At 64.5% G+C, this 18,432-nt stretch carries 17 protein-coding genes; 13 read left to right on the top strand and 4 right to left on the bottom strand.

The genetic code is table 11. From position 1 onward, the window contains the following. Positions 1 to 1,221 (top strand): glycosyltransferase family 4 protein, encoded by a 1,221-nt coding sequence (locus tag IVA79_RS24565; RefSeq protein ID WP_247557740.1) that lies wholly within the window; start codon positions 1 to 3, stop codon positions 1,219 to 1,221. Then, a complete protein-coding gene (locus IVA79_RS24560) occupies positions 1,218 to 2,165 on the top strand; it encodes an NAD-dependent epimerase/dehydratase family protein (RefSeq protein ID WP_247557738.1) in 948 nt (315 codons plus the stop codon). The genes IVA79_RS24565 and IVA79_RS24560 overlap by 4 nt, the downstream gene beginning before the upstream one ends. Here IVA79_RS24560 and IVA79_RS24555 read toward each other — a convergent pair. Together IVA79_RS24555 and IVA79_RS24550 are read right to left on the bottom strand one after the other, a co-directional pair. After that, positions 2,153 to 3,166: a glycosyltransferase family 4 protein gene (locus IVA79_RS24555; RefSeq protein WP_247557911.1), complete on the bottom strand. Its 1,014-nt coding sequence runs from the start codon at positions 3,164 to 3,166 to the stop codon at positions 2,153 to 2,155. The two genes, IVA79_RS24560 and IVA79_RS24555, sit on opposite strands and share 13 nt — an antisense overlap. Positions 3,167 to 3,168: 2 nt before the next feature. Beyond that, the gene (locus IVA79_RS24550; protein WP_247557707.1) at positions 3,169 to 4,128 is read right to left on the bottom strand and encodes a lysylphosphatidylglycerol synthase transmembrane domain-containing protein; all 960 of its coding nucleotides are present in this window, start codon (positions 4,126 to 4,128) and stop codon (positions 3,169 to 3,171) included. 188 nt (positions 4,129 to 4,316) lie between these two features. Here IVA79_RS24550 and IVA79_RS24545 point away from each other — a divergent pair, with 188 nt between their 5' ends. The 10 genes from IVA79_RS24545 to IVA79_RS24500 all read left to right on the top strand — a co-directional run bounded on the left by IVA79_RS24545 (position 4,317) and on the right by IVA79_RS24500 (position 16,486). Next, a complete protein-coding gene (locus IVA79_RS24545; RefSeq protein WP_247557706.1) occupies positions 4,317 to 5,306 on the top strand; it encodes an NAD-dependent epimerase in 990 nt (329 codons plus the stop codon). A gap of 7 nt (positions 5,307 to 5,313) precedes the next feature. Beyond that, positions 5,314 to 6,726: a mannose-1-phosphate guanylyltransferase/mannose-6-phosphate isomerase gene (locus IVA79_RS24540; RefSeq protein ID WP_247557704.1), complete on the top strand. Its 1,413-nt coding sequence runs from the start codon at positions 5,314 to 5,316 to the stop codon at positions 6,724 to 6,726. Between the two features lie 182 nt (positions 6,727 to 6,908). Then, a complete protein-coding gene (locus IVA79_RS24535) occupies positions 6,909 to 7,913 on the top strand; it encodes a Gfo/Idh/MocA family oxidoreductase (RefSeq protein WP_247557702.1) in 1,005 nt (334 codons plus the stop codon). Positions 7,914 to 7,922: 9 nt separating this feature from the next. Next, positions 7,923 to 9,110, top strand: coding sequence for a DegT/DnrJ/EryC1/StrS family aminotransferase (locus tag IVA79_RS24530; RefSeq protein ID WP_276577527.1), 1,188 nt, complete (start codon positions 7,923 to 7,925; stop codon positions 9,108 to 9,110). 104 nt (positions 9,111 to 9,214) lie between these two features. Continuing rightward, positions 9,215 to 10,741 (top strand): murein biosynthesis integral membrane protein MurJ, encoded by a 1,527-nt coding sequence (gene murJ / locus IVA79_RS24525; RefSeq protein ID WP_247557699.1) that lies wholly within the window; start codon positions 9,215 to 9,217, stop codon positions 10,739 to 10,741. A gap of 257 nt (positions 10,742 to 10,998) precedes the next feature. Further along, positions 10,999 to 11,268 (top strand): DUF1127 domain-containing protein, encoded by a 270-nt coding sequence (locus IVA79_RS24520; protein ID WP_247557697.1) that lies wholly within the window; start codon positions 10,999 to 11,001, stop codon positions 11,266 to 11,268. Between the two features lie 47 nt (positions 11,269 to 11,315). Continuing rightward, on the top strand, positions 11,316 to 11,840 hold the full coding sequence (locus tag IVA79_RS24515; protein WP_247557695.1) for an N-acetyltransferase: 525 nt from the start codon (positions 11,316 to 11,318) through the stop codon (positions 11,838 to 11,840). 158 nt (positions 11,841 to 11,998) lie between these two features. Further along, positions 11,999 to 14,308: a xanthine dehydrogenase family protein molybdopterin-binding subunit gene (locus IVA79_RS24510; protein WP_247557693.1), complete on the top strand. Its 2,310-nt coding sequence runs from the start codon at positions 11,999 to 12,001 to the stop codon at positions 14,306 to 14,308. Positions 14,309 to 14,462: 154 nt separating this feature from the next. Beyond that, positions 14,463 to 14,909 (top strand): cytochrome c, encoded by a 447-nt coding sequence (locus IVA79_RS24505; protein ID WP_247557691.1) that lies wholly within the window; start codon positions 14,463 to 14,465, stop codon positions 14,907 to 14,909. 293 nt (positions 14,910 to 15,202) lie between these two features. Next, on the top strand, positions 15,203 to 16,486 hold the full coding sequence (locus tag IVA79_RS24500; RefSeq protein ID WP_247557689.1) for a cystathionine gamma-synthase family protein: 1,284 nt from the start codon (positions 15,203 to 15,205) through the stop codon (positions 16,484 to 16,486). Between the two features lie 173 nt (positions 16,487 to 16,659). Here IVA79_RS24500 and IVA79_RS24495 read toward each other — a convergent pair whose 3' ends face one another. Beyond that, positions 16,660 to 17,076 (bottom strand): CHRD domain-containing protein, encoded by a 417-nt coding sequence (locus IVA79_RS24495; RefSeq protein WP_247557687.1) that lies wholly within the window; start codon positions 17,074 to 17,076, stop codon positions 16,660 to 16,662. A gap of 155 nt (positions 17,077 to 17,231) precedes the next feature. Here IVA79_RS24495 and IVA79_RS24490 point away from each other — a divergent pair, with 155 nt between their 5' ends. Continuing rightward, positions 17,232 to 18,170, top strand: coding sequence for a cytochrome c (locus IVA79_RS24490; protein ID WP_247557685.1), 939 nt, complete (start codon positions 17,232 to 17,234; stop codon positions 18,168 to 18,170). Between the two features lie 9 nt (positions 18,171 to 18,179). Here IVA79_RS24490 and IVA79_RS24485 read toward each other — a convergent pair whose 3' ends face one another. Then, positions 18,180 to 18,425, bottom strand: coding sequence for an Lrp/AsnC family transcriptional regulator (locus IVA79_RS24485; RefSeq protein ID WP_018317369.1), 246 nt, complete (start codon positions 18,423 to 18,425; stop codon positions 18,180 to 18,182). Positions 18,426 to 18,432 lie beyond the last annotated feature (7 nt).

The raw sequence follows: 18,432 nt of genomic DNA, 5'->3' as shown, positions 1-18,432 counted from the left end.
ATGCAGCCCTCCGGCAAGATCGTCGTCGCGAGCCAGCATTATCCACCGGATACCAGTACGACGGCGGCGATCATGGCCGAGATCGCCTGCCGTCTCGCCGCCGGGCACGAGGTCGTCGTGCTCTCGGGCTGGCCGGGCGCATTGCAGGCCTCGCAGGCCGGACCGGGCAAGCCGCGCGTCGTCGCCATCAAGAACCGCATGGCAGGCAAGGCGGCGCTGGTGCGTCGCGGAGCGTCCGAGCTCCTGTTCGCGGCGCGCACGTTCTTCGCATTGATGCGAGAGTTGAGGCGAGGGGATGTCGTGCTCACGGTCACCGCGCCGTTCATGCTGCCTTACGCGGCGGCGGCGGCAGCCAGCTTCAAGGGAGCGCGCTCGGCGCTGATCCTGCACGACCTCTTTCCCGACGTGCTGGTGATGGCGGGCCTCTTGAGGCCCGGCTCGCTGGTGGCGCGGACGATGCGGGCCGCCAACAGCCTGATGTTCCGCGCGCTCAATGCCGTCATCACCATCGGGCGCGATGCGGAACGGCCGCTGCTGAGCTATTCCGGAATGAGGCGGAACAAGATCCGCTTCATCCCGAACTGGGCGACGCTGGTGCCCGCGCCGCGGCCGGTCACGCCGGACAATCCGTTCCGCAGGGCGATTGCCGCGCGCTTCGTCGTCGGCCTGTCGGGCAATCTCGGCTTCACCCATGATCCCGAGATCGTGTTCGAGGCGGCGCGGCTTCTCAAGGACGAGGCGGACATTCACTTCCTGCTGTCCGGCTGGGGCATCGGCTTCGAACGGCTGAAGCAGTTGCAAGAGGCGGCGAGCCTGCCCAATGTCTCCTTTGTCGGGCGCGTCGCGGATTCCGAGCTCGAAGCGTTTCTGGCGTCCGCCGATCTCTGGATCATTCCGTACCGGAAGCACGTTGCGGGAGTGTCGGTGCCGAGCCGGTTCTACAATCTGCTGGCGGTTGGCCGTCCCGTGGTGCTGGTGTCCGAGCCGGAGGCCGAGGCCGCCATGACGGTGGTGGAGAATGGGCTCGGCTGGGTCGTGACGCCGGGCCGCGCCGATCAGCTCGCAGGCGCGATCCGTGTGGCGTCCCGGTCCGACAATGGCACCATCGCAGCGCGCGCGGTGAAGGCGGCATCGCGATTCGACAGGACGACCGCGATGAATGCCTATGCGGCGCTGATCGACGAATTGTTGCGCAACCCGAATCTGTCGGAGCAACGATGAACGAGAAGAGATCGGTCGTGCTGGTGACGGGAGCGAGCGGCTTCCTCGGTCGTCATATCGTGCCGGCGCTCGCTCGCGAGGGATGGTCGGTCCGCCGCGCGGTTCGCAGTCCGGATGGTGTCGGGGACGAGGTCGTGATCGAAACGATCGGTCCCGAGACCGATTGGCAGACCGCGCTGGAAGGCGTCGACGCCGTCGTCCATCTCGCCGCGCGCGTGCACCACAAACACGAGGAGCACGCGGTCCAGCTCTACCGCAACGTCAACATCACCGGCACGCTGCATTTGGCGCGCTGTGCGGCGACGGCCGGCGTGCGCCAGTTCATCTTCATCAGCACCGTGCTCGTGCATGGCCGCAGCAACGAGGGCCGCGCCCCGTTCAGCGAGAGCGACATCCTGACGCCGCGCGGACTCTACGGCATGTCCAAGGCCGCAGCCGAGGCGGGCTTGAGAACGCTGGCGCGCGACAACGACATGAAGATCTCGGTGATCCGGCCGCCACTGATCTATGGCGCAGGCGCCAAGGGTAATTTCGCGCTGCTGACGCGCGCGGTCGATCTCGGGCTGCCGCTGCCCTTTGCCGCGATCCGCAACCAGCGCGCCTTCCTTGCCGTGCAGAACCTGTCGTCGTTCATCCTGCGCCGGCTCGGTCATCCCGATCCCGCCAGCAATTTCGAGATCTTCCTCGTGGCCGACAGGGAGCAGGTCTCGACACCCGAATTCATCACGCGTCTGGCCGAAGCGTCCGGCAAGCGCCTGCGGCTGTTCGGCATGCCGCCGAGCCTGCTCTCTACGCTGCTCAGCGTCATGGGCCGGCAGGATACGCTTGACAGCCTGATCGGCTCGCTCGAGCTCAACACTTCCAAGGCGAGGGCGACCGGTTGGGAGCCGCAGGTCTCGCTCGACGAAGGGTTGCGGCTGGCGCTGTCGGCTCAGGACGCCTGAGGGCGCGAGAAACGCTGCAGCACCAAAGCGACCGCGGCCGCGCCTGCGAACAAGGACACGATCGTGATCGTCAGCGAGGCGGCGCGAACGGTGACGATGGCAAGTAGCGCCAGCACGAGATTGAGCGCGAACACCTCGCCGATCACCCGCGGGGCCGTGAACCCGTTGTCGGTTGCACGTTGATAGAAGTGCGTGCGGTGGGCCGACCAGAACGGCTCGCGCCTGATGATGCGCCGAAACAGCGTGATGGTGGAATCCGCAAGGTAATAGGCCGGCAGCAGCAGCGCCGCAGCTTGTTGCCCGTGCCAGGCAAGCTCGAGCAGGCACCAGCCGAGCAACAGGCCGATCGGCAGGCTGCCGACATCGCCCAAGAACACCTTCGCGACCGGCTTGTTGAACGGCGCAAAGCCGAGCATGGCGCCGCACAGGGCCGTTGCCAGCCACGCTGCGGACGCAGAGAGGTCGCCATACCATCCGAGCAATGCGAGCGCGGCCGTCACGGGCACCACCTCCGCCACGGTCATGAGGTCGAGCCCGTCCATGAAATTGACGAGATTCACGAACCAGACGCCGCCGATGAGAAGGAGGGTGCGTTCAACGGCGAGCGGCAGGGCTGGAACGATCCGCAGCGCCTCCGGTGTCGTGAGCACGACGGCGGCCACAGCCGCCGCCTGCAACAGGAGCCGGACCACGACCGGCAGCGGCCTGATGTCGTCGACGAGCCCGACCAGAGCGATCAGCACCGCGGAACCGATCAGGGGCAGGGGAATCCAGGCGTAAATCCAGCCCACAAGCAGGGTGGCGGCGACGACCGCGATGCCCGCACCTTGCGGGGTTGGAAGCTCGTGTGATGAGCGCGCGTTCGGACGCGCCAACGCATAGCGTTGCAGCAACGGCATGCTGCACCAGGTGATGCCGGCGGAGATCAGGGCGGCCAGCCCGGCCGGCGCAAGCGCGAGCAGCACCAGTCCGGCCGCAGGGTCCGGACCCGAGACGAGCATCGTCACTCCGGCACTCCGATCGGCGCCGAGCCTTGCGCGGCCTTCTCCGCACTGAGGATCCAGACCAGACCGCCGACCGCGCCGACGATGAAGGACACGGCGCCGAACAGCAGCGAGATGTTGACGCCCTCGTTGGCGGCAAGCCCCGCGAAGCCGAACGCCAGGCCCATCGTGGCTTCACGCACGCCCCAGCCGGCGATCGAGATCGGCATCATCGTGATCAGCATCACGGGCGGCACCAGCAGGAAGACGTCGCTGAAGCGAACCGGGGCCGCAATCGACTGCACCACGCACCAGGCGATGACGACGGCGAGCACGTGAACGAGCACCGACAGGATTGCGATGATCGGCCCGCGGGTGCGGCTGAAGATCACGCGGTTGGCGATCACGGCGCAGGCGTGAAGGTGATGCGTGGCCCACCAGGTCTTCAGCCAGCGCCATTTCAGTGCGCCGAAGATCAGGAAGCCGAGGCCGCCCGCGAGCGCCAGCAGGTCGACGAGCAGCAGCGCCGAGCGCCCGTGCGGATCGGTGATGAGGGTGTAGCTCCAGGGCAGGCTCGCGACGATCACGATCGCGAGCGCGATCAAGCCGATCGCGCGGTCGACGAAGATCGAGTAGGTCGCCGCACGCCAGCCGGCGCCGGCGCGCGCGACGAGCCACAGCCGGACCGCGTCGCCGCCGATCGCCGACGGCAGGGTCTGGTTGAAGAAGGAGCCGATCACGTTGTAGCGCATGGCGCGGCGGAGCTCGAGCGGAGCGCCGCAGACGGCGCTGATCTCGCGCCAGCGCAGCACGCCGACGAAGATCTGCAGGAACGTGATCGCGATCGCCACGCCGATCCAGAACAGGCTGGTGACGGTGAAGCGCGAAAACAGTTCGGACAGATCGACCTTGCGCAGCGCCAGATAGAGCAGCGCCGCGGAAATCAGGATTTTGGCCGTCGACAGCAGGATTCGGCGCATCTCGCCCGCATGAACAGGGTTTGCGAAGATTTGAGGCAACCCGACGCGAGCGCCGAATTCGGCCGCTTTGGTATGGTTTTGGCGCCGATCTTGCAATAGCCGTTGTGAAAGGGCGGCCAGGCTATTGCGACCCCCTCAAGACCGCGGCAAAACAGGCATCGCGGGTTGGCTATCCCCATGGGAACAAGATGACGGATCAGGCGATTTTGGTCACGGGCGCTGCGGGTTTCATCGGATTCCACGTCGCCCGACAGCTTTTGGGCGAGGGCCGGTCCGTCATCGGGCTCGACAATCTCAACAGCTATTACGATCCGGCGCTGAAGCGGGCGCGTCTTGCGCTGTTGCAGAGCGACTCCCGCTTCTCCTTCGTCGAGGCCGATCTTGCCGACCGTGAGGCGATGGCGGCGCTGTTTGCGCAGCATCGCTTTACCGAGGTCGTGCATCTCGCGGCGCAGGCCGGCGTACGCTACTCGATCGAGCAGCCGCACGCCTACGCCGATTCCAATCTCGTGGGCTTTCTCAACGTGCTCGAGGGCTGCCGCAACAATAGCTGTCGTCATCTCGTCTACGCCTCGTCATCCTCCGTTTATGGCGCCAACACAAAACTGCCATTTGCGGTTGCGGACCGCACCGACCATCCCGTGAGCTTCTACGCCGCGACCAAGAAGGCGAACGAGGTGATGGCGCAGTCCTACAGCCATCTTTATCGCCTGCCGGTCACGGGGCTGCGCTTCTTTACCATTTACGGCCCGTGGGGTCGGCCCGACATGGCCATGTTTCTGTTCGTGAACGCCATCATGGCGGGCAAGCCGATCCGGCTCTTTAACCATGGAAAGATGCGTCGCGACTTCACCTATATTGATGATGTGACGCGTGTAGTATCCAGGCTGGTCGATCTTGTGCCCGCGGACGATCCGGCTGCCGCAAATGCGCCGTTTAAGGTCTACAATGTCGGCAATCACCATCCGGAGGAACTGATGCACGTCGTCGGTCTTCTGGAGCGGGAGCTGGGCCGGACGGCGATCAAAGAATTGCTGCCGATGCAGCCGGGAGATGTGCTGGAAACGTTCGCGGATGTCGAGGATTTGATGCGCGACACCGGCTTTGCACCGTCAACGCCGATCGAGCATGGGGTCCACAATTTTGTCACCTGGTATCGGGACTACTTCAAGGTTTGAGATGACGATGGACAAACGCATAATCCCCCTGATCATGTGCGGCGGTGCCGGCACGCGGCTGTGGCCGGCTTCGCGCGAAGTGCGGCCCAAGCAATTCCTGCCGCTGTTCGGCACCCGCTCGACCTTCCAGGATACGCTGCTGCGCGTCTCCGATCCTCAACTGTTCGACCGGCCGATCGTCATCACCAATGCGTCCTATCGCTTCATGGTGCTGGAGCAGCTCGCCGAGATCGGCATCGAGGCCGACGTGATCCTCGAGCCGATGCGGCGCGATTCCGGACCTGCGATTGCCGCGGGAGCGGCGTTCGCGCAGAACCGCGCCAGTGAAGCCATCGTGCTCGCGCTCGCCGCTGATCACGTGGTGCAGGACACCGCCGCTTTCGTCGCCGCCTGCCGCGAGGGCCTTGCGGCCGCGAGCACCGGGCGCATCGTCACCTTCGGCGTCAAGCCGGAGCGGCCGGCGACCGAATACGGCTATATCAACCCGGGCGAGGTGATCTCCGGCGAGGTGCATGCGGTCGCGCGCTTCGTCGAGAAGCCGGACGCGGTGAAGGCATCCGATTACGTCAATTCGGGCTATCTCTGGAACAGCGGCAACTTCATGTTCCCGGCCAGCGTGCTGCTCGACGAATACCGCAGGGTCGATGCGGCTAGCGTCGAGGCCGTCACCAACGCCGTCAACAATGCCGGCCGCGATCTCGGCTTCGTCACGCTGGAGCCCGAGGCATTCGGTTCGGCGAAGGCGATCTCGATCGACTATGCGGTGATGGAGAAGACCGCGCGCGCCGCCGTGGTGCCGGTGTCGTGCGGCTGGTCCGACGTCGGCTCCTGGCACGCGGTGTGGGAATTGTCCGAGAAGGACGCGCAAGGCAACGCCGCGCACGGTGCTGCCGTGTTCGAGGACTCTCGCAATTGCAACGTCACCACCGACCAGGCGCTGGTCGCGCTCGAAGGCGTCGACGATCTCGTCGTGGTCGCAACCGCCGATGCGGTTCTGGTCTCGCGCCAGAAGGACGCCAACGGCCTGAAGCGTCTCGTGACCAGGCTGAAGGCGGTCGCGCCCAAGGTCACCGAGGAGCACCTCAAGGTGCACCGGCCCTGGGGCAGCTATCAGTCCGTCGACAATGGCGAGCGCCACCAGGTCAAGCGCATCGTGGTGAAGCCGGGCGGGCGGCTGTCGCTGCAGAAGCACCATCATCGCGCCGAACATTGGATCGTGGTTCGCGGCGCAGCCCGCGTCACCGTCAACGAGACCGTGAAGACCGTGCACGAGAACGAGTCGATCTACATTCCGATGGGCGCCGTCCACCGCATGGAGAACCCCGGTAAAATCATGCTGGAACTGATCGAGGTCCAGACTGGAAGCTATCTCGGGGAAGACGACATCATCCGGATTGAAGACGACTATCAAAGGTCGTAACCAGCAAACTCCGAATCACGCGACCCGGGCCCAACTGGCGGTATTTTTTCGTCCTAAGGCCCGGGGAACGTGTAACTTTTTGAATCAAATCGTGTCCGGGCCGCCAAGGTGGCATTCGCCACAAATGTGGCGTCCGTGCTAGAAGCGCGCCGGGGATTTGCGTTGAATCGGGGTTTGCTCAGATGAGTTCCAAAGGATCTGCACCGGCAAAGGCCGGCTTGCGCGTCGGCGTCATTGGCGCCGGCGTGATGGGCAGCAACCACGCGCGCGTGCTTAGCGGTCTTCCCGGCGTCAGCCTCGTCGGCATTGTCGATCCCTCGCCGCCGCACCGGACGCGCACCACCGAGCTTGCGAGCTGCCAAGGCTTCGAGACGCTCGACCAGCTCCTCGCCGAAGGCGTCGACGCCGTCACCATCGCAGCTCCGACCCATCTGCATCACGAAGTCGCGCTCGCCTGCATTGCCAAGAACATTCACGTCCTGGTCGAGAAGCCGATCGCGTCCACGGTCGAAGAGGGCCGCGAGATCGTCGCCGCCGCGCAAAAGGCCGGCGTGACGCTGATGGTCGGCCATGTCGAGCGCTTCAATCCGGCGGTCGCCGCGGTCAAGCAGGCGATCGCGGGCGAGGATATTCTCTCCATCGCGATCACGCGTGTCGGCCCGTTTCCGCCGCGCATGTCCAATGTCGGCGTCGTCATCGACCTCGCCGTGCACGACATCGACCTGATCCGCTGGTTCACCGAATCCGACATCGTCGAGGTGCAGCCGCAGCTGTCGAGCGCGGTCGCCGAGCGCGAGGACATCGCGCTGTTGCAGTTCCGCACTGCCAACGGCGTGCTCGCGCACATCAACACCAACTGGCTGACGCCGTTCAAGGCGCGCAGCGTCACGGTCGCGACCCGCGGCAAATACGTGATGGGAGATCTGCTCACGCGCCAGGTCACCGAGTGCTTCGGCTTCAAGCCCGATGGCAGCTATTCGATGCGGCATCTGCCGGTCGGCCATGACGAGCCGCTCCGTGCCGAGCTGATCGCGTTCCTCAAGGCCGTGCGCAATGGCGAAACGCCGGCGGTCACCGGCGACGAGGGCGTCGCCAGCCTCGAGATCGCGACGCAGTGCCTCGAAACGCCGTCGCAGCCTGCGGCGACGTCGTCCGCCCGCAAGGGTCCGCGCCGCGTCGCCGGCTGATCATTTTCCATGTCGACCAATCAAGAAGCCGCCAAGAACCAGACCATGAACCAGCATCTGCGTTCCGAACCCATTCCCTTCATCGACGTCGGCTCGCAGCGCCGCCGGCTCGGCGCCTCGCTCGATGCGGCCGTCAAGCGCGTGCTCGACCACTGCCAGTTCGTCAATGGCCCTGAAGTCGCCGAGCTCGAGAAGCGGCTTGCGGCCTACAGCGGCGCCAAGCATGTGATCGGCTGCGCCAGCGGCACCGACGCGATCCTGATGGTGATGATGGCGAAGAATGTGGGGCCCGGTGATGCCGTGCTCTGTCCGTCCTTCACCTTCATCGCGACCGCCTCGCCGGTGGCGCGGACCGGCGCGACGCCAGTTTATGTCGACGTTGACCAAGCCACCTTCAACATGAGCCCGGAGTCGCTCAAGCGCGGCATCGCGACTGCGCGGAAGGCCGGCCTGAGGCCAGTCGCGGTCATTCCGGTCGACCTGTTCGGCCAGCCCGCCGATCACGATGCCATCGCCGAGATCGCCAAGGCCGAAGGCCTGTTCGTGCTCGACGACGCCGCGCAAGGCTTTGGCGCGAGCTACAAGGGCCGCAAGCTCGGCACCTTCGGCCTCGCCACCGCGACCAGCTTCTTTCCGGCCAAGCCGCTCGGCTGCTTCGGCGACGGCGGCGCGATCTTCACCGATGACGACGAGCTCGCGGCGACCTTGCGCAGCATCCGCGTGCACGGGCAGGGCGTCGACAAATACGACAACGTCCGCCTCGGCCTGACCGGCCGGATCGACACCATGCAGGCCGCGGTCCTGATCGAGAAGCTGAAGATTTTCGACGACGAGATCGCCGCCCGCAACAGGGTTGCGGAACGTTACGCGCGCGGGCTTAGCAACGTCGTCACCGTGCCGCGTCTGGCGCCCGGCAACACCTCGGTCTGGGCGCAGTACACGATCCGTCTGCCTGAGGGCACCGACCGCGATGGTTTCGCTGCCGCGCTAAAAGCCCAGGGCGTGCCGACCGCGATCTATTACGGCAAGTCGATGCATCAGCAGACCGCCTACAAGCAATATCCGGTCGCCGACGGCGGTCTGCCTGGCTGCGAGAGCCTGTCGCAGGATGTCATCAGCCTGCCCATGCACGCCTACCTGACCGAAGCCGACCAGGAGCGCGTGATCGCCGCCGTGCGCGGCGCGCTGGCGGGCTGATCTTTGCTTCACCTCTCCCCGCCGGGGAGAGGTGGCCCTCTTTTTTGATCCGATCTTCGTTCAAAGGCTTATCGCTTGCCCGATAAGCCTCTAGAAGTGTCCGCATGCTCGGACGCATCTTCACGGTTGGTGGTTACACGCTGCTCTCGCGGCTGACGGGATTTGCCCGCGACATCATGCTCGCGGCGATCCTCGGCGCCGGCCCCATGGCCGACGCCTTTTTCGTCGCGCTGCGTCTGCCCAATCATTTCCGTGCGATCTTCGCCGAGGGCGCCTTCAACGCCGCCTGGGTGCCGGCCTATGCCCATGTCCATGGCGAGCGCGGCGAGGGGGCGGCAAAACTGTTCGCCGACCGCATCTTCACGCTGCTGCTGGCCTCGCAAGTTCTGCTGCTGATCGCCGCCTGGTTGTTCATGCCGCAGGCCATGAGCATCCTCGCGCCAGGATTTAGCGAGGATGCCGAGCAGCGCAAGCTCGCGATCGAGCTGACCCGGATCACCTTTCCCTATCTGCTGCTGATCACGCTGGTGACGCTCTATGGCGGCATGCTCAACGTGATGCAACGCTTCGCCAGCGCGGCGGCGGCGTCGATCTTCCTCAACGTCGCGATGATGATGACGCTGGCGGTTGCGGTCTGGTTTCCGACCGCGGGTCATGCCGCCGCTTGGGGCGTGCTGATCTCGGGCTTCCTGCAATATTTCCTGCTCGCCGGCGACCTCGCGCGCCATGGTGGCCTGCCGCGCTTTGCCCCGCTGAAGCTCGACGAAGACGTCCGTGGCTTCTTCAAAGCGTTGGGACCTGCGACGCTGGGCTCGATGGGCACGCAGGTCGCGCTGTTTGCCGACACCATCATCGCGACCTTCCTGCCCGCCGGCGCACTGTCGGCGCTCTATTATGCCGACCGTCTCAACCAGCTCCCGATCGGCGTCATCGGCATCGCCATCGGCACCGTGCTGCTGCCGGAGATGTCGCGGCGGATCACCGCCAACGACCATGACGGCGCGATGAAGGCGCAGCGCCGCGCTTTCGATTTCACGCTGCTGTTCTCGATCCCGTTCGTGGCCGCCTTCATCACCGTGCCCGACGCTATCATGCGCGCGCTGTTCGCCCGCGGCGCGTTCTCGAAGGCCGATGCCGCTGCCGCCGGCGCCACGCTCGCGGCCTATGCGATCGGCCTCATCCCGTTCGTGCTGATCCGCAGCGCGGTGGCGACCTTTTATGCGCGCAAGGATACGGCAACGCCGGTTCGGGCGTCGCTGACGGGCATCGCCGTCAACGTCGCGCTGAAGGTCGCGTTGATGGGAACGCTGGCCCAGATCGGCCTTGCACTGGCGACCGCCATCGGCGTCTGGACCAATCTCTTGCTCGTGCTGTTCTTCGCCGTGCGGCGCGGCTTTCTCGTGCCGGATCGCGCGTGGCTGACGTCGCTCGTCAAATTCCTGCTGACCGGGATCATCCTGGCTGCCGCGTTCTGGCTGATCGCGCGGTTCAGTGGATCTTGGCTTGGCGCGATACATTTCCGGGACGAAGTGACTCTGCTCCTGCTCGCCGTCGGAGGGACGATCGTCTACGCGCTCGCCATCCTCATCCTGTTCGGCCGCAACTGGCTGGTCTCGCTGGTGCGGGGCTAGGCGAGCACGCACTCGCCTCCAGGCTGCAAGCAGCATCCATACATCTCTTGATTTTGCGCGATTGCCGTGGTATCAGCGCTGCATGATCAAATCGTCGCGCATCGTCACCTGCAACCACATCACCCGCTTCGGCTGGGCCGTGGAAGGAGTCGTGCGCTAGGAATTCAACGACATCTTTTCCACCAGGCCCCGCCGGCATCGGACGGGGCCTTTTCTTTTGGCCACGCTCCCTGCCGGCACAACAGCAGGAGCGTCCGATGCCACCACAACAGACGAACATCTCATCCGAAATTGAGCGCGACGCCGCAGGGCGCAGCCTCGATCTCTCCATCGTCCTGAGCCTGCTCAGGCGATACCGGCTTGCGTTTCAGGAGCGGCGCCCGCGCATCACCTTGCAGGACCTCAGCGACAGGGAGTTGATGGATATCGGCTTGACGCGCGGCGAGCTCGACCGCATCGCGCCTGAACGCGCGATCGAGAGGTTGAGGGACAATGTGAGGGCTTTGTGGGGCCGTGGTGGGCTGTGACGGCCGTCACCCCCCGACCTTCGCTGCGACAAGGAGAGGAGGCGATCATGATATCGCATGCTGCGTGTGCCCAGACGGACGTGGAAATCCGACGATTGACTGTCGATGATCTCGAACTCTTTCGCGACATTCGCGCCGAGGCGCTTCGGACGCACCCTCAAACGTTTGGTTCTCGTGAAGAGGACGAGGGCGGGGAGGCGGTGCTGGGGGCCTATCGCCGTTGGTTGAGCGGAGTGATCTTAGGCGCCTTTGAATGCGGAGATATGATCGGAGTCGGCGGCTTCTACGTATCGCCAGATCGACGATCGCGGCACAGGGGCCACATCTTCACGGTCTACGTGAGGGAAGACGGCCGAGGTCAGGGTGTCGGAGATCGCCTCATCAAAGAGCTTCTCGCCCACGCCGAGGCATGCGTCGAGCAGGTGCATCTTGAGGTCCTGCTCGAAGCAACCGCCGCAATCAGGACCTACAAGCGCAATGGGTTTGAAATCTACGGCACGGATCCCGCTGCCATCCGCATAGGTGACGCCACGTATGATAAATATCTTATGGTCAGGAAGTTCAGCCGCTGACACGGCTCTGGCGCGGCTGCGCGGCGGGGTTGCCCCAGACCGGCGAGGGCCGCCTCGAATCATCGATCTCCATGGGAACGGCCACCTAAACCCGTTTGCCTTGCCAGTTTTTCCACGGCAATATGCCGGCAAAACAACCATGAGAACGGGAAGATAAAATGGCGGCTCCCATCAAGTTCGGCGTTGGCCAAAGCGTGCTGCGTAAAGAGGATGACGCGCTCATCCGCGGCAAGGGCCGCTATACCGACGATTACGCGCCGCAGGCCGCGCTGCGCTGCCTGATGCTGCGCTCGCCGCATGCGCATGCCAAATACACCGTCGATGTGAGCCGTGCTCGCGGGCTTCCCGGCGTCGCGCTGATCCTGACCGCCGATGACGTTGGGGATCTCGGCAATCTGCCCTGCCTGTTCAATCTCGAGACTGATCCGTTTACTGGCCCGCCTTACCCGATCCTGGCTGCGGGCGAAGTGCGCCATGTCGGCGATGCCGTCGCCTTCGTCGTCGCCGAGACCATTGATCAGGCCCGCGACGCGATCGAGGCGATCGACGTCAAATGGAGCCCGCTGCCGTCAGTGACCGGCGTCGTCAACGCCGTCAAGAAGGGGGCGCCGCAGGTCTGGCCGGACAAGGCCGGCAACGTGCTGTTCGACGTCTCGATCGGCGACAAGGCCGCGACGGAAGCTGCCTTCGCCAAGGCACATGCGGTCGCCGAAATCTCCATCGTCAACCCGCGCGTGGTCGCGAACTTCATGGAGACGCGCGCGGCGGTCTGCGAATACGACGCCAAGCGCGATCAACTGACGCTGACCGTCGGCAGCCAGGGCAGCCATCGCCTGCGCGACATCCTCTGCCAGAACGTGCTCAACATCCCGACCGACAAGATGCGGGTGATCTGCCCCGACGTCGGCGGCGGTTTCGGCACAAAACTGTTTCCCTATCGGGAATACGCCCTGATGGCGGTCGCGGCGCGGCAACTGAAGAAGGCGGTGAAATGGGCGGCCGACCGCACCGAGCATTTCATGGGCGATGCGCAGGGCCGCGACAACGTCACCACCGCGAAGATGGCGCTGACTGAAGACGGCAAATTCCTCGCGATGGATTGCGACCTGATGGGCGACATGGGCGCGTATCTGTCGACCTTCGGCCCCTACATTCCCCATGGCGGCGCCGGCATGCTGCCGGGCCTCTACGACATCCAGGCTTTTCACTGCCGCGTGCGCACCATCTTCACCCACAGCGTGCCGGTCGACGCCTATCGCGGTGCCGGACGGCCCGAGGCCGCCTATGTCATCGAGCGCCTCGTCGACGCCTGCGCGCGCAAGCTCGACATGACGCCGGATGCGATCCGCCGCAAGAATTTCATCCCACCGAAGGCGCTGCCCTACAAGACGGCCACGGGCAAGGTCTATGATTCCGGCGACTTCGCCGCGCATCTCAAGCGCGCGATGGAGATCGCGGAATGGAAGGAGTTTCCAAAGCGCGCCAAGGCGGCCAAGAAGCAGGGTTTGATCCGCGGCATTGGTCTTGCGAGCTATGTCGAGATTTGCGGCGTGATGGGTGAGGAGACGGCCAACGTCCGCCTCGATCCCAGTGGCGATGTCACTGTCCTGATCGGCACGCAATCGAGCGGGCAGGGCCATCAGACCGCCTATGCGCAGATCGTCGCCGAGCAGTTCGGCCTGCCGCCGGAGCGCGTGCATATCCGCCAGGGCGACACCGGCGAGATCGCGACGGGCCTCGGCACCGGCGGCTCGGCTTCGATCCCGACCGGCGGTGTCTGCGTCGAGCGCGCTGCGGGCGAGCTTGGCAAGAAGCTGAAGGAGTTCGCAGCGCAGGCGCTGGAAGCGAGCGCCGGGGACCTCGAGATCACCGATGGTGTGATCCGGATCGCCGGCACCGACCGCTCCATCTCCTTTGCAGACCTCGCCAAGCGGCCCGGCGCCGATCCGTCGAAGCTGAACGGCAGCGCGACCTTCGCCAGCGCCGACGGCACCTATCCGAACGGCACGCATCTGGCGGAGGTCGAGATCGATCCGGCCACCGGCATCATCAAGATCGTCAACTACGTGATCGTCGATGATTTCGGCAAGACGCTCAATCCGCTGCTCTTGGCCGGCCAGGTGCATGGCGGCGCCATGCAGGGCATCGGCCAGGCGCTGATGGAGCAGGTGGTCTATGGACCCAGTGACGGCCAGCTCATCACCGCAACCTTCATGGACTACGCGCTGCCGCGTGCGGCGGACGGCCCGGCCTTCGTGTTCGAGACCGCCAATGTCCCCTGCAAGACCAATCCGCTGGGCGTGAAGGGGGCGGGCGAGGCCGGCGCGATCGGCTCCTGTCCGGCCGTCGTCAACGCCATCGTCGATGCGCTCTGGCGCGAATACAAGATCGACCACATCGACATGCCGGCAACCCCGGAGCGAGTGTGGATCGCCATCAACGAGCACCACCGCCGTCACAGCCTGTAAGTCCAAGTAAACGCGGAACGCGTTTTGCGGGCTCGGCCAATGATCCAGGGTGCGCCGATTTATCGTCGCGCTCTGGATGGAATGAAAACTGCCAGTCGGGGTTGGCTCAATGTGGGGTCGGCACGATCCTGTCTCAGCGAAGGGGATTTTGCGAATGAAGCGAGTGTTGGTTGTTGGGGGCTCGCTGCTGCTCGGGATGGGCGCCGTTTGGGCGCAACAGGACGCCGTCAAGGAGGTCCAGACCCTCATGAAGGGCAACGGCAAGAACGCCGGCGCGATGTCGGCGATGGTCAAGGGCGAGAAGCCCTACGACCAGGCCACCGTGGACAGCGCGCTGGCGCAGTTCGAAGATACCGCCAAGAAGCTGCCGAATCTGTTTCCGGCCAGCGCCAAGGGGGTGAAGCTCGACGGTGATTACTCGACCTCGCCGAAGGTCTGGGAGGACAAGGCCGGCTTCGACGCCAAGATCGCAGGCTTCGCCAAGCTCGTCGGCGAAGCCAAGGGCAAGATCAAGGACCTGGACTCGCTGAAGGCGAATATGCCGGCCATCGGCAAGGAATGCGGCGGCTGCCACGAGACCTACCGCGTCAAGAACGGCTGAGGCCGAAGAGAGGCTTCGTAGCCCGGATGAGCGAAGCGATATCCGGGAAGCCTGTGCGAGTTGATGGACCTAACCCGGATGTCGCTTCGCTCATCCGGGCTACGGGAATCGAAGGGCGGTTGCGAAAGCGACCGCCCTTTTCTGTTCGCAAGGTCTGACGGATCGCTGCCGGAGCAGTTATCTTCGTACCGACGGCCGCGGCGTTGATGCGAGTCGGCGCATCCTGTTCCCGAGTGCATGACATCAGGAGTTCCAGCGCGCGGCGAGGATCTCAATCAACAGCGAGACAGGCCATGGCAAAACCGTTTCCGTCGAAGACGCATATCGGCAATCACATGCTGCATCCCGAGACGCTGATGCTGACCTATGGCTATGATCCGCAGCTGTCGGAAGGCGCGATCAAGCCGCCGGTGTTCCTGACCTCCACCTTCGTGTTCAGGACGGCCGATGACGGGCAGGACTTTTTCGATTTCGTTGCCGGCCGGCGCGAGCCGCCGGAGGGCATGGGCGCGGGCCTGGTCTATTCGCGCTTCAATCATCCCAACAGCGAGATCGTCGAGGACAGGCTCTCGATCTACGAGCGCACCGAGAGCTGCGCGCTGTTCTCGTCCGGCATGGCGGCGATCGCGACCACGATCCTGGCCTTCGTCCGCCCCGGCGACGTCATCCTGCACTCCCAGCCGCTCTATGGCGGGACCGAAACGCTGCTGACCAACACGTTGGCGCGCCTGTCGATCGGCGCCGTCGGCTTCGCCGACGGGATCGACGAAGCCGCGGTCAAGCAGGCCGCGGAAGAGGCCATGGCCAAGGGTCGCGTCTCGATGATCCTGATCGAGACGCCGGCCAATCCGACCAACGGCCTGGTCGACATCGCCATGATCCGCCGTGTCGCCGATTCCATCGGAAAGGCGCAAGGGCACACGCCGATCATCGCCTGCGACAATACGCTGCTCGGGCCGGTGTTTCAGCGGCCGATCGAGCACGGCGCTGATATTTCGCTGTATTCACTGACGAAATATGTCGGCGGACATTCCGATCTGATCGCGGGTGCAGCGCTCGGCTCGAAGGCGATCATGAAGGGCATCAAGGCGCTGCGCGGCGCCATCGGCACCCAGCTCGATCCGCATTCCTGCTGGATGATCAACCGCTCGCTGGAGACATTGAGCCTGCGCATGGAGAAGGCCAACAGCAACGCGCGCCTCGTTGCGGACTTCCTGCGCGATCATCCCAAGGTCGCCAAGGTCCACTACCTCGGTCATCACGAGGAGACGTCGCCGGCCGGCCGTGCGTTCGCGCGGCAGTGCCTGGGGGCGGGCTCCACCTTCTCTTTCGACATCGTCGGCGGCAAGGAGGCCGCCGTGAAATTCCTCAACGCACTGCAGATCCTCAAGCTGGCGGTGAGTCTCGGCGGCACTGAGTCGCTCGCGAGCCTGCCTGCAACCATGACCCATTCCGGCGTTCCCGCCGACATCCGCCAGAAGATCGGCGTGCTCGATTCCACGATCCGGCTGTCGATCGGCATCGAGAACCCGTCGGACCTGATCGCCGACCTCACGCAGGCGCTGAACGCGGCCTAAAGCGCGATGCGGTTAGGATGAATCGCCATCGCGCTTTAGGTTGTTGTTTGAGCATGATCTTTTCGGAAAACCGCTGCGCACTTTTCCGGATCATGCTTTAGAGCGCACCCCGAATCGAAAAGGCCGGACGCCCCTCCTGCGTCCGGCCTTCGCACGGCGAAGCAGCATTGGGCTTACTTCGTCACCTGACCACGGATCTCGCCGCCCGGATTGGCCGCGGTGTGGATGTTGATGTAGTACTTGCCGCCGAGCAGATCGGCGGCCTGCGCGTCCGTGAGCACCGCTTCGCCCTTCACCGGGCTCGCCGTCGCATTCGGGATCGCGACTGCGACGCCGGCGTTCTTGCCGGCCTCCGCAGGCCCATGAAAATGCGCGGCGGTCGCAGGGCCGGAGAGCCCGGAATAGGTGACGGTCCAGGACAGCTTCTTGCTGGCGGCATCATAATCCAGATCGGCGGTTCCGGTGCCGCTGGTGGTTGTTGCCGGCACTTCGGACTTGCCGTCGAGCGTTGCTTTCAGCTTTTCGGCGGTGGCTGGGCCCGCAAAAGCGACGGCACCGAGCGCTAACACGGCGATGACGGTCTTGTTCATGACATTCTCCCTGCTGAACCCGTTTGGGCTGACAAACTTCCAACAGCCGGCATTTCAGTTTATTCCCGTTTCCGGCGAGGGCGGGCTAAATTCTTCGTGGTTGGAGCCGCGACGATATCGGGCATAAGTTTGCCGCGACGCGTGAATGGATCTGCATGTTGCAACGAACAATTCTCGGAGGGCTGCTCGCTGCGCTCGCTGCCGCGGGCGTCTATTGGTGGCTCAGCGCGCCGGTGGTGGCAGCGGCGGGCAATGCGCCGGCCCATGTGGCAAACCTTGCCAATGGCGAGGCGATGTTCAACGCCGGAGGCTGCGCGTCCTGCCATGCCACGCCCGACCAGCCCGATCGTGTCAGGCTCGGCGGCGGCGTCGCGATCAAATCGCCGTTCGGAACGTTCTACGCGCCGAACATCTCCCCCGACCCGAATGACGGCATCGGCAAATGGACCGACACCGACTTCGTCAACGCGGTGATGCTCGGCGTTTCGCCGGGCGGGCAGCATTATTTTCCTGCCTTTCCCTATACGTCCTATCGGCACGCAAGGCGCGAGGATGTGCTCGATCTCTTCGCCTATCTGAAGACGCTTGCGCCTGTGACCGGCAAGGTGCGCGACCACGACATGAGCCTTCCCTTCAACATCCGCCGCAATGTCGGGATCTGGAAATTCCTGTTTCTGGACGACAAGCCGCTGATTGCCGACGGTGCGAAGTCGCCGCAATGGAATCGCGGCGCCTATCTCGTCAACAGTTTTGGCCATTGCGCCGAATGCCACAGCCCGCGCAACGCGCTCGGCGGCATCCGCTCGGGGCAGCGCTTTGCCGGCGGGCCCAATCCGGAAGGCGAGGGCTGGGTGCCCAACATCACACAGAAGCGCCTCGGCGAGTGGAGCGCGAAGGATATTGCCTATTTCCTCAAAAACGGCGAATTGCCCGACGGCGACAGCGTCGGCGGCGCGATGAGGCGTGTGATCAAGAACACCTCGCAATTGTCCGACGAGGACCTTGCGGCGATGGCGGACTACCTCAAATCGCTGCCGCCGGTGGAGGGGCCGCCGCGGCCCAAGCGCAAGGAAGCTGGCAAGGAAGCCGGTTAGCTTACGAGCTCAGCTCGCGCCGAACGCCTTGAAGGTGATGATGGTGAGGGTGTCCTGGATGCCCGGCAGCACCTGCACCTTCTCGTTCACGAAATGGCCGATGTCGGTGTCCTTGTCGACGTAGAACTTCACCAGGAGGTCGTATTGGCCGGCCGTGGAGTAGATCTCGGAAGCGATCTCGGCTTCGGCAAGCGCATTGGCGACCGTATAGGACTGTCCGAGCTTGCATTTGATCTGGACGAAAAAAGGAACCATCGCGGGC

It is taken from the genome of Bradyrhizobium sp. 138 (assembly GCF_023074075.1).
Classification (GTDB): Bacteria; Pseudomonadota; Alphaproteobacteria; order Rhizobiales; family Xanthobacteraceae; genus Bradyrhizobium.
Note: the sequence above shows the minus strand (reverse complement) of the source record. Positions and strands in the feature narration are given on the sequence as shown.

Bases quoted from the DNA above. Each gene is read 5' to 3' on its own strand.
- IVA79_RS24490 (WP_247557685.1), top strand. From the start codon at position 17,232: ATGTTGCAACGAACAATTCTCGGAGGGCTGCTCGCTGCGCTCGCTGCC.
- IVA79_RS24485 (WP_018317369.1), bottom strand. From the start codon at position 18,425: ATGGTTCCTTTTTTCGTCCAGATCAAATGCAAGCTCGGACAGTCCTAT.
- murJ (WP_247557699.1), top strand. From the start codon at position 9,215: ATGCTCGGACGCATCTTCACGGTTGGTGGTTACACGCTGCTCTCGCGG.
- IVA79_RS24560 (WP_247557738.1), top strand. From the start codon at position 1,218: ATGAACGAGAAGAGATCGGTCGTGCTGGTGACGGGAGCGAGCGGCTTC.
- IVA79_RS24555 (WP_247557911.1), bottom strand. From the start codon at position 3,166: ATGCTCGTCTCGGGTCCGGACCCTGCGGCCGGACTGGTGCTGCTCGCG.
- IVA79_RS24495 (WP_247557687.1), bottom strand. From the start codon at position 17,076: ATGAACAAGACCGTCATCGCCGTGTTAGCGCTCGGTGCCGTCGCTTTT.
- IVA79_RS24530 (WP_276577527.1), top strand. From the start codon at position 7,923: ATGTCGACCAATCAAGAAGCCGCCAAGAACCAGACCATGAACCAGCAT.
- IVA79_RS24565 (WP_247557740.1), top strand. From the start codon at position 1: ATGCAGCCCTCCGGCAAGATCGTCGTCGCGAGCCAGCATTATCCACCG.
- IVA79_RS24520 (WP_247557697.1), top strand. From the start codon at position 10,999: ATGCCACCACAACAGACGAACATCTCATCCGAAATTGAGCGCGACGCC.
- IVA79_RS24535 (WP_247557702.1), top strand. From the start codon at position 6,909: ATGAGTTCCAAAGGATCTGCACCGGCAAAGGCCGGCTTGCGCGTCGGC.
- IVA79_RS24510 (WP_247557693.1), top strand. From the start codon at position 11,999: ATGGCGGCTCCCATCAAGTTCGGCGTTGGCCAAAGCGTGCTGCGTAAA.
- IVA79_RS24550 (WP_247557707.1), bottom strand. From the start codon at position 4,128: ATGCGCCGAATCCTGCTGTCGACGGCCAAAATCCTGATTTCCGCGGCG.
- IVA79_RS24500 (WP_247557689.1), top strand. From the start codon at position 15,203: ATGGCAAAACCGTTTCCGTCGAAGACGCATATCGGCAATCACATGCTG.
- IVA79_RS24545 (WP_247557706.1), top strand. From the start codon at position 4,317: ATGACGGATCAGGCGATTTTGGTCACGGGCGCTGCGGGTTTCATCGGA.
- IVA79_RS24515 (WP_247557695.1), top strand. From the start codon at position 11,316: ATGATATCGCATGCTGCGTGTGCCCAGACGGACGTGGAAATCCGACGA.
- IVA79_RS24540 (WP_247557704.1), top strand. From the start codon at position 5,314: ATGGACAAACGCATAATCCCCCTGATCATGTGCGGCGGTGCCGGCACG.
- IVA79_RS24505 (WP_247557691.1), top strand. From the start codon at position 14,463: ATGAAGCGAGTGTTGGTTGTTGGGGGCTCGCTGCTGCTCGGGATGGGC.